The organism is Streptococcus infantis, from assembly GCF_047460685.1.
Lineage (GTDB): Bacteria > Bacillota > Bacilli > Lactobacillales > Streptococcaceae > Streptococcus > Streptococcus infantis_AD.
Window position 1 is genome coordinate 1 of the sequence record NZ_JASHFS010000029.1, and the last position, 10,067, is coordinate 10,067.

General features: G+C 39.8%; 12 protein-coding genes and 1 other RNA gene. 7 read left to right on the forward strand and 6 right to left on the reverse strand.

The genetic code is table 11. The features are described 5' to 3' along the window. The coding region (locus tag QM917_RS10305; RefSeq protein ID WP_414274104.1) for a Rib/alpha-like domain-containing protein at positions 1–720 on the forward strand (720 nt) is incomplete at its 5' end. 522 nt (positions 721–1,242) lie between these two features. Here the strand turns inward: QM917_RS10305 and ssrA are convergent. The 6 genes from ssrA to QM917_RS10335 all read right to left on the reverse strand — a co-directional run bounded on the left by ssrA (position 1,243) and on the right by QM917_RS10335 (position 5,458). Continuing rightward, positions 1,243–1,590, reverse strand: a transfer-messenger RNA (tmRNA) gene (gene ssrA / locus QM917_RS10310). Positions 1,591–1,693: 103 nt separating this feature from the next. Next, positions 1,694–2,275, reverse strand: coding sequence for a class I SAM-dependent DNA methyltransferase (locus tag QM917_RS10315; RefSeq protein WP_248036027.1), 582 nt, complete (start codon positions 2,273–2,275; stop codon positions 1,694–1,696). A 260-nt stretch (positions 2,276–2,535) separates the two neighbouring features. Next, positions 2,536–3,195, reverse strand: coding sequence for an amino acid ABC transporter permease (locus QM917_RS10320; protein WP_371608511.1), 660 nt, complete (start codon positions 3,193–3,195; stop codon positions 2,536–2,538). Positions 3,196–3,204: 9 nt separating this feature from the next. Next, positions 3,205–3,882: an amino acid ABC transporter permease gene (locus QM917_RS10325; protein ID WP_371608512.1), complete on the reverse strand. Its 678-nt coding sequence runs from the start codon at positions 3,880–3,882 to the stop codon at positions 3,205–3,207. A 12-nt stretch (positions 3,883–3,894) separates the two neighbouring features. Then, complete coding sequence (locus tag QM917_RS10330) at positions 3,895–4,689, reverse strand: transporter substrate-binding domain-containing protein (RefSeq protein WP_281335772.1); 795 nt, start codon at positions 4,687–4,689, stop codon at positions 3,895–3,897. A 10-nt stretch (positions 4,690–4,699) separates the two neighbouring features. Next, complete coding sequence (locus tag QM917_RS10335; RefSeq protein WP_281335773.1) at positions 4,700–5,458, reverse strand: amino acid ABC transporter ATP-binding protein; 759 nt, start codon at positions 5,456–5,458, stop codon at positions 4,700–4,702. A 177-nt stretch (positions 5,459–5,635) separates the two neighbouring features. Here QM917_RS10335 and recJ point away from each other — a divergent pair, with 177 nt between their 5' ends. From recJ to QM917_RS10365, 6 genes are all read left to right on the forward strand, one after another. Then, entirely contained in the window at positions 5,636–7,861 is a 2,226-nt protein-coding gene (recJ, locus tag QM917_RS10340) for a single-stranded-DNA-specific exonuclease RecJ (RefSeq protein ID WP_315640903.1), read from the forward strand. A gap of 308 nt (positions 7,862–8,169) precedes the next feature. Beyond that, complete coding sequence (locus QM917_RS10345) at positions 8,170–8,346, forward strand: hypothetical protein (RefSeq protein ID WP_248036022.1); 177 nt, start codon at positions 8,170–8,172, stop codon at positions 8,344–8,346. 140 nt (positions 8,347–8,486) lie between these two features. After that, positions 8,487–8,639, forward strand: coding sequence for a 50S ribosomal protein L33 (gene rpmG, locus QM917_RS10350; RefSeq protein WP_001809375.1), 153 nt, complete (start codon positions 8,487–8,489; stop codon positions 8,637–8,639). A 9-nt stretch (positions 8,640–8,648) separates the two neighbouring features. Then, a complete protein-coding gene (gene secE / locus QM917_RS10355; RefSeq protein ID WP_001211016.1) occupies positions 8,649–8,825 on the forward strand; it encodes a preprotein translocase subunit SecE in 177 nt (58 codons plus the stop codon). A gap of 57 nt (positions 8,826–8,882) precedes the next feature. Then, positions 8,883–9,419, forward strand: coding sequence for a transcription termination/antitermination protein NusG (gene nusG, locus QM917_RS10360; RefSeq protein WP_045763385.1), 537 nt, complete (start codon positions 8,883–8,885; stop codon positions 9,417–9,419). A 191-nt stretch (positions 9,420–9,610) separates the two neighbouring features. Further along, the coding region (locus tag QM917_RS10365) for a sigma-70 family RNA polymerase sigma factor (protein ID WP_414285699.1) at positions 9,611–10,067 on the forward strand (457 nt) is incomplete at its 3' end.

Below are 10,067 nucleotides of genomic sequence, written 5' to 3' on the forward strand. Positions count from 1 at the left end.
ACAACAGTAGAGTTCAAGACACCAGTAGACACAACTACACCAGGTGATAAAGGAACTACAGTCGTTGTGACTTACCCAGATGGTTCTAAGGATGAAGTACCAGTTAAAGTAACTGTAAAAGATCCAACTAATAAAGTCGTTAAAGATCCATCAGTAACCCCAGTTACAGATCCAAGCAACTTGACTGACGCCGAAAAAGCTAAAGTAGCCGACGAAGTTAAGAAAGCTAACCCAACCGCGAAAGATATCAAGGTTAACAATGATGGATCAGTAGTTGTAACCTTTGAAGATGGTACAACAGCTGTTATTCCAGCCGATAAGACAGTTAAGAAATCATCAGATAAAGTTAAGGAATCAGATGGAGTTAAGAATCCATCAGTAACCCCAGTTACAGATCCAAGCAACTTGACTGACGCCGAAAAAGCTAAAGTAGCCGACGAAGTTAAGAAAGCTAACCCAACCGCGAAAGATATTAAGGTTAACAATGATGGATCAGTAGTTGTAACCTTTGAAGATGGTTCAGTAGCAGTCATTCCAGCTGAAAAAGCTGTTACAGCTGCTAACCAAGATTCACCTGCTCAAGCACCAGCTAAGAAAGCAGGAGCGAAAGAATTGCCAAATACTGGTACAGAACAATCTAGCGCTTCACTTGCTTTAGCACTTCTTGCAGCAGCAACAGGCGGACTCCTCTTCGCTAAAAAACGTGAGGAAGAAGAGTAAGAAATTACTCAAATAAAGCAAAACTGAGAATCTCAATTCTATGAATTTGCTAGAAAAACCGTAAGAAGAAATTCTTACGGTTTTTTTGATGGATAATGATTAGGAGAAAGGGGAAATGTCAGTCTTACAGATCTTTAAAATGCTAAAAATTCAATTGAATAGCTGTTCAATGTATAGTTGATTGAAATAAGATGTGAACAAAGAGGTTAGGAAAGTCAAATTAATTTCTAAAAATGTTTTAGAATTTATATTGTACTACTCTAAGTTCAATCCACTATATATGCTATTTTTCCCATAGAAGAAAAGTTAATGTTGCCATCTTTCAAGTGTCTTGATGTAACATTGTAAACTTGTATGATGACAGAAAAAACGTTGATATCATCAACGTTTGAAACATAGGAACACCTCACAACTCTTCTTGCCTCTATTATACGACTTTACACAAAGAAAAGCCCTTGGAAACTTGACTTCCAAGGACTTTGTCTTCGTTCTAACGTTGAGAACATCAACGTTTTTTTAATATAATGGAGCCGGTGGGAGTCGAACCCACGTCCAAACACCTGCTAACATATTTGTCTACGACCATAGGTTATGTATTGTTTTAACAGCCCCTCGACACATAACTCAAGCCTAGGAACTGCGAGTCTATAAATCTCTTATCAAACTGCTAGACAAAGCCTGATCGTATCTCGCTAATAATAAGACCTGTCATCAGACACGAGCAATCCGAATCGGGTCACGCCTGCTGGTTTTTAGGCAGCTAGAGCGTAAGAAGTGTTATTTTTTGCAGTTATATTTAACTGGGCGTTTACGTCGCCACACGAGTCGCAAAATATGCCTCATAATGCCTGTCGAATCCGTAACGACCCCAAAAGACAATACAACTATTATACCTTATCTATTGGGAAAATGCAAAAACTGAGTAAAGATTAGCATTTGCTTTGTTTTTAGTGCTTGTCTGATACTCTAAGGGCTAAATATTTTTGCTACTTGTAAGAAATAATTGGGAAGGTTTATGGAGAAAGAGATGGTCTGAGCTGTAGAGTATTTGACTTGTTATTTCCGAGAAACCTTGTTGGCTGAGGCTTTCTTCAAGTTCAGAAATGATAAAACCGTGTGTCTCTCCAGCTGGTAGAGTAAAATCAGCAATAAAGAGTTGTCCGCCATGAGTCAAATGTTCCTTGAACATAGATAGACTGTCATCAAGATTAGGCATATGATGAAGAACTCGACTGACGATAATAAGGTCGAACTCTTCTTCAAGTGGTTCAAGTAATAAATCCTGTTGAATCAAGTATAGGTTTGCAAGTTTTTGACTGTCAATCTTGAGACGAGCTTGCGCAAGCATCTTGTCCGCAATATCAACCAAGGTCACTGATTTAGCTTGTTTGGCAAGAGGAAGGGCGATAAGGCCAGTTCCACCTCCAAAGTCTAGGATTGATTTGTTTGACAAATCAGGCACTTGTTTTATTAGATGCTGGCAAACAAGATCGGCCAGAAATTGATTTTTTGGAGAATCAAATGATTCTGCTCGATGATTAAAATGATGTTCCATATTTCTAGTCTAGCATAGAGTTTGTCAGTTTAACATTTCCTAGCTTATTTTTTAGTAAAGAAATAAGCAAAAAGATTTCTCTCAAAAGGCGGTGGGACAGAAATCGATAGACAAAGTCTCGATTTCGTAGTCCCAGCCCCGCGAGGATGATTAGGAGCATTTTGGAGTCTAAAAGACGAACAAAAAGTTCAATCAGCTACCGCGTCAATGTTTGATTGTTAATAAAAAGTGAGGTCGGGATTTTTTGTCCCAACCTCTTGTTATTCTGCAGCTTGTTGCCAACGTTTTGCTAGAGCCCGTGAAAGGCTTGAAATAGCTAGGTTGAAGCTGAAGTAGATTAGGGCGATCAGGATATATAAGCTGAAAACCTGTTCGGATTCAAAGTATCGGCCCATAAGGATTTGACTGGCACCAAAAAGCTCTTGGAGGGCGATTACAGAGTATAGAAGACTTGTATCCTTAATCACTGTTACAAATTGAGAGATGATGGCAGGGAGCATCTTGCGAATGGCTTGCGGTAGGATGATGTGATAGAGGATTTGGCGATAGGAGAAACCTTGTGCCATTCCAGCCTCGTATTGTCCTTGATCCACTGCGTTAAGACCACCTCGGATAATTTCAGCAAGAGCTGCAGATGTAAAGAGAGTAAAGGCGGTGATTCCAGCTGGGGTAGATTTCATTTTAAAGACTAAAAAAATAGTAAAAATCCAGAGTAGATTAGGAACATTTCGGACAAATTCAATGTAGACACTAGCAAGGATTCGTAATAGGGTGTTTTTTCCATTACGCATGACAGCGAGGATGGTTCCAATTAGTGTTGAAAGCGTGATAGCAATCAAAGAGATATAGAGGGTTAGACCAAAACCTTTTAAAAGAAAGATGAGGTTGTCTAGACTGAGAACTTCAAGAATACTTTCCATAAAAACCTCCTAAAGTGAATAAGCATTTTTGTTAGCTTGCTCCATTTTTCGTCCAAATTGGGCTACAGGGAAGCAGAGGGCAAAGTAGAAGAAGGCAGCACCTAAAAATGCTGGGATGTAGTTGCCGTTGAGTGCGGACCAAGATTTGGTGACAAACATGAGATCAACTCCAGAAATGATGGCTACTGTCGAAGTATTCTTAATCAGGTTGACGACTTGGTTGGTTAAGGGAGGAAGAATGATGCGAAAAGCCTGCGGTAAGATAATCAGGCGCATTGCATTTGTGTAGGTGAATCCTTGAGAAAGAGCGGCTTCGAGTTGGCCTCTAGGGATAGATTGAATTCCTGACCGAATGACCTCGGCGATATAGGCACCGTGGTAGAGTCCGACGCAAAGAACGGCAGTCCAGTAGATAGGAATCATGATAGTATGGTTACTAATCAGGGGCAAGCCGTAAAATACAATAACGAACTGAACTAGGAGAGGGGTGTTTTGATAAAATTCGACAAAGATACGGGACAAGATCCGTAAACTGCTATGTTTGCTAGTGGATAATGTACCGAATAGGATGCCCAATAGCATGGCTAGGGTAAAAGAACCTAGAGCAATAGCTATAGTAAAGAGAAATCCGTTAAAAAATTGACCAAAATGTTGAAAATAAGCTGTCCAAGATGATAAATCTATCATGTAGCTACCTCCTTATTCTGCTGAGTGTTTGGAAGGTTTGAGATTGTAGCGACCGTATAACTCCTGCAAGGTCCCATCCTGACTCCATTTGACAACCAATTGATCTAGGTAGTCATTCAGTTGCGTGTTTGATTTTTTGGTTACAATACCATAGTCAGAAGGTTTGAAGCTATCGTCAAGTAGTTCAGTTCTTTTGCTGGTATACCCGGAAAGGATAGAACGGTCTACTGAGAAGGCATCAATCCGATGGGCGTGGAGGGAGGTGATCAATTCAGGATAAGAGCCGAGTTCGACAAATTTAAAGGATAGTCCTTTTTTATTACCTAGCTCTGTAATCAGCTTTTGGGTGATGGATCCTTGTGCGACTCCAATGGTTTTTCCGTTTAAATCTTCAATATCTTTAATCTTACCTGATTTATTTACCAAAAATCCACAGGCGTCTGTATAGTAAGGGCTGGTGAAGTTGTAGAGTTTTTTTCGTTCGTCAGTAATTGTGAAGGTGGCGATATCCATATCCACTTGTTCGTTGTCTAACAGAGGACCTCGAGTTTGAGCAGTAACTGGAACGTAGCGGACCTTGACCTTGAGTTGATCTGCAATCAGTTTGGCTAAATCTGTTTCAATACCTGAGAATTCTCCAGTTTTCGGGTTTTTATAGCCGAAATTAGGGACGTCTTGTTTGACGCCAACAACGATTTCTGCCTTTTTTTGGATATCTGAGATGCTGGTATCTGCTTGAACTGATGTCACAAATCCAATGCTTAAAAGACTGGTAACTACTGTTGCAAGAAAGAAATTCTTTTTCATAGGTGTCTCCTTATTTGACCTTATCACTTTCGTGGTTGATAATCTTGCTGAGAAATTGTTGGGCGCGTGGTTCACTTGGGTGATCAAAAAATGCATCCACATCTGTTGTATCGACCAGGACTTGCCCATCTGCCATAAAGATGATGCGATCAGCTACTTTACGAGCGAAGCCCATTTCGTGTGTGACGATGATCATATTCATGCCGTCGTGGGCTAGTTTTTTCATAACAGCTAGGACATCGCCGATTGTTTCGGGGTCGAGAGCTGAGGTTGGTTCGTCAAAGAGGAGGAGTTCAGGTTTCATAGCTAGACCTCTAGCGATAGCTACTCGTTGTTTTTGTCCGCCTGATAAGGTGGCTGGATAGGAATCTTTCTTATCCCACATATTTACAAATTCTAAATATTTTTGCGCAGTTTTTTGAGCCTCTTTGGGATCAATACCCAGTACTTTAATAGGTGCAAGAGTTACATTTTCTAACACAGTCTTATGTGGATAAAGATTAAAATGTTGGAAAACCATACCTACTTCCTTGCGGAGGGGGACCAAATCCTTTTGGCTAGCACCTGCCACTTGGTGTCCGTTTACCAGGAGACTTCCACTATCAATTGCCTCTAGACCATTGATAGTACGGATAAGGGTTGACTTTCCAGAACCAGATGGTCCAAGTAAAACAACAACTTGGCCTTTTTCAAAACGAAGGTTGATATTCTGGAGTGCGTGGTAGTCTCCGTAATACTTTTCAACAGCTTTAAATTCTACTAAAGTCATAATTCTTCTCCTTTGTGTTAGATTTTGTAACATCGATTCTACAACAAAAGCGTTTTCCTGTCAAATGATATTACAAAAAAATTAGTAAAATTTTGATAAAAGCAAAGCAGATAGAGAAAAACTGGAAATCATGTTATAATAAAACAATAGAATCGTAAGAAAGAGTGGATGATTTTTTTGATAATTCCTACTTATAATTGGCAATTTGCTCCGCAAGTTGAGGATGCGGATTTTACAAAGATAGCTAAGAAAGCTGGTTTGGGACCTGAAGTAGCTCGTTTGTTATTTGAACGAGGCATCAAGGATGAAACTAGTCTGAAAAAATTTTTAGAACCTTCTTTGGAGGATTTGCATGATCCCTACCTTTTAAATGATATGGAAAAGGCAGTGGAGCGGATTCGCCATGCTATTGAGCAAGGGGAACTGATTCTCATTTACGGGGACTACGATGCGGATGGGATGACTTCGGCTTCCATTGTCAAGGAAAGTTTAGAACAGTTAGGCGCTGAGTGCCTGGTTTATCTTCCCAATCGCTTTACGGATGGTTATGGTCCAAATGCCAGTGTCTACAAATATTTTATCGAACAGCAGGGTGTGTCTTTGATTGTGACGGTGGACAATGGTGTGGCGGGGCATGAGGCCATTGATTTGGCTCAGTCTATGGGAGTGGATGTCATTGTGACTGACCACCATTCTATGCCTGAGGTTTTACCAGATGCCTATGCTATTATCCATCCTGAACATCCAGGGGCGGACTATCCTTTCAAGCATTTGGCGGGTTGTGGTGTCGCATTTAAGTTGGCTTGTGCCCTTTTAGAAGAAGTGCAGGTTGAGTTGTTGGACTTGGTTGCCATCGGTACAATTGCCGATATGGTCAGCTTGACGGACGAAAATCGTATCATGGTCCAGTATGGTCTTGAGGTCTTGCGCAACACTCAACGAATGGGTCTACAAGAAATGTTTGAAATTGCTGGGATTTCGAGTAGTGATGTGACAGAAGAAACGGTCGGTTTTCAGTTGGCACCTCGTTTAAATGCCTTAGGGCGCTTGGATGATCCCAATCCAGCTATTGATTTGTTAACTGGATTTGACGATGAGGAAGTGCATGAAATCGCCCTTTTGATTCATCAAAAGAATGAAGAACGTAAGGAAATTGTTCAGTCCATTTACGATGAAGCCAAGGGCATGGTGGATCCTGATAAAAGTGTTCAAGTTTTGGCTAAGGAAGGCTGGAATCCGGGGGTTCTTGGAATTGTAGCTGGGCGCTTGCTTGAAGAACTAGGTCAGACAGTCATTGTACTGAATATCGAAGATGGACGAGCCAAGGGGAGTGCGCGAAGCATTGAAGCAGTCGATATCTTTGAAGCTTTGGACCCGCATCGGGAACTATTTATCGCCTTTGGTGGTCACGCAGGTGCTGCAGGTATGACCCTTGAAGTGGATAAGTTGGAAGTCTTATCTGATCTTTTGGAAGCCTATATTCGAGAAAAAGGTGCAGATGCCCAAGGTAAAAACAATCTATTTTTAGATGAAGAACTGGACTTAGAGATCTTGAGTTTGGAGACAGTGAAAAGTTTTGAACGCCTAGCTCCTTTTGGGATGGATAACCAAAAACCTGTCTTTTATATTCGAGATTTTCAAGTTGAAAATGCTCGCGTTATGGGGGTTGGTAATGCTCATCTCAAGCTGAAAATTTCCAAAGGTGAGGCTAGTTTTGAGGTGGTCGCTTTTGGTCAAGGGAAATGGGCGACTGAATTCTCACAGACCAAGCAATTGGAATTGGCGGTGACTCTCTCTGTCAATCAATGGAATGGACAAACAACCTTGCAGTTGATGATGGTTGATGCCCGTGTAGAAGGTGTCCAGCTCTTTAACATCCGTGGTAAGAATGCCCTGTTACCTGAAGGTGTACCTGTTTTGGACTTTACGCAAGAGTTACCTGATGTGGCCTCTTGTTCAGCTATTGTCGTTAAGAATATCCCTGAGGATATATCCCTCCTTAAGAAAATCTGTCAGGAGCAGGAGTTTTCAGCTCTTTACTTTAAAAATGATATCGCTAAGGCTTACTACTTGACGGGCTATGGCACAAGAGAGCAGTTTGCAAAATTGTATAAAACCATCTATCAGTTCCCAGAGTTCGATATTCGCTATAAACTCAAGGATTTGGCAGCCTATCTCAAGATTGAGCAAATCCTATTAGTCAAAATGATTCAGATATTTGAAGAGCTTGGCTTTGTGACCATTGAAAATGGAGTCATGAGGGTAAATAAAGAGGCTGAAAAGCGTGATATGGCTGAAAGTCAGATTTATCAAAAGCTAAAACAAACTGTTAAAGATCAGGAGATTATGGCGCTTGGAACAGTCCAGGAAATCTATGATTTCTTGATGGAAAAAAGTGAATAGAGATCGAAAGAGTTGGCTTGCTGACTCTTTTTGTTTGCTATCAAAAATCTCATCAATAAAAGGAATTTAGTGCTATAATGAGAGGAGTGAAGGACTGTTGAACATTGTTGAAGAAAGTTATACTCTTCGAAAATCTCTTCAAACCACGTCAGTGTCGCCTTACCGTATATGTGTTACTGACTTCGTCAGTTCTATCCACAACCTCAAAACGGTGTTTTGAGCAACCTGCGGCTAGCTTCCTAGTTTGCTCTTTGATTTTCATTGAGTATTAGTCTCAAAAGTACCAGAGAAGTTAGTCGGAGGAGAAAATGGAAAAAGAGAAGAAAAAGAAATTACTGGCAGAGTATAAGCAGCAACAGAAGAAAGAATTTGAAGCAAGTTTACCGATACCAAGGGAAATATTTTTAGACTTGTTTGATTTTTTAGATCAGGAGTTAGAGTCGCTGACTTGTTATGACGCTTTTCTTTTGAGAAATTATGTTTAAAAGTATTTTGGATAAATCCCTTGGTAAAACAAGTGGAAGTTACTTTGAAAAATTAGTTGAGAAATCACCTTAAAAAATCAAAAACGATTTAACTTGTCAAAGCAGAGGTTTATTGTTATAATAGGTAAGATGGAGGCGTTATGGCACTTAAAAAAGCAAGTCTAGCCTGTGCGGTTTGTGGTTCTAGAAACTATTCGATTAAGATTAGTGGCAATCCAAAACCAACACGCTTAGAAGTAAATAAATTTTGTAAACACTGTGGCAAGTATACCACACACCGAGAAACGAGATAGGAGAAAACGATGCGTTTTATTAAGGACATTTTTAAACTTCTTAAAGAAACAACTTGGCCGACTCGCAAGGAAAGTTGGTTAGATTTTAAATCTATCATGGAATACACTGCTTTCTTTGTAGTGATGATTTATATTTTTGACCAATTGATTGTTAGCGGATTGATTCGTTTTATTAATATTTTTTAAAATAAGGCAAGAAAAAGATCTAGTCGCTGAAATTCTTCAGTTAGGAAAGGAAAAAACATGGATAGTTTTGATAAAGGATGGTTTGTGCTACAAACTTATTCTGGCTACGAAAATAAAGTAAAAGAAAATCTATTGCAACGTGCACAAACATACAATATGCTAGAAAATATTCTACGTGTTGAAATTCCTACACAAACAGTGCAAGTAGAAAAAAATGGAAAGAAAAAAGAAATCGAAGAAAATCGCTTTCCAGGTTATGTTCTTGTAGAAATGGTTATGACCGATGAAGCTTGGTTTGTTGTACGTAACACACCAAACGTAACAGGATTTGTAGGCTCACACGGAAATAGATCAAAACCAACTCCACTTTTGGAACAAGAAATTCGCGATATTTTAGTTTCTATGGGTCAAACTGTCCAAGAATTTGATATTGATGTCGAAGTTGGTCAAACTGTTCGTATTATTGACGGAGCTTTCGCAGATTACACAGGTAAGATTACAGAAATTGATAACAATAAAGTTAAGATGATTATCTCAATGTTTGGTAATGATACAGTTGCAGAAGTAAATCTTAACCAGATTGCAGAACTTTAATCAAAAATATTATCAATATAAAATCACAAACAAAGACAACTGTAGAGACAACAGTTGTCTTTTTATCTCTCATCTGCCTTTCTCAATACTTACTGATACACCTTGGACTCAAAAAAACACAAGACAGAAACCAAAGCCCTTCTTCCCCCCCTTTCTCTGCTATACTACAAGCAGAGAAAGGGGGGAAACAAATGCTTGAAAAGTATTATGCAAAGGTAAAAGGAATTGTTCATAAATGTAGAAAAGACTACTATCTTCACCTGTGGGAGAAAGAGGATTGGGACCAAGAAGGCATGATTTGTCTCTATGAACTCCTCGAGGTCCATCCAGAATTAGTGGAAGAGGAAAAGAAACTCTACGTCTACTTCAAAACAAAATTCCGCAACCGAATCCATGATAGCGTCAGAAAACAAGAGAGTCAAAAGCGTCGCCTAGACCGGATGGCCTACGAAGAAGTAGGGGAGATTAGCCATCGCCTACCAGAAGGAGGATTGTGGTTGGATGACTACTACGCCCTTCATGAATTGTTGGATACATATAGAAGAAAATTACAACAAGATAAACAAGAAACCTACGAACGCCTCTGGGCAGACGAACGATTTAAAGGCCGCAAAGCCCTTCTAAGAGAACTGAAGGAAGTAATTCAGG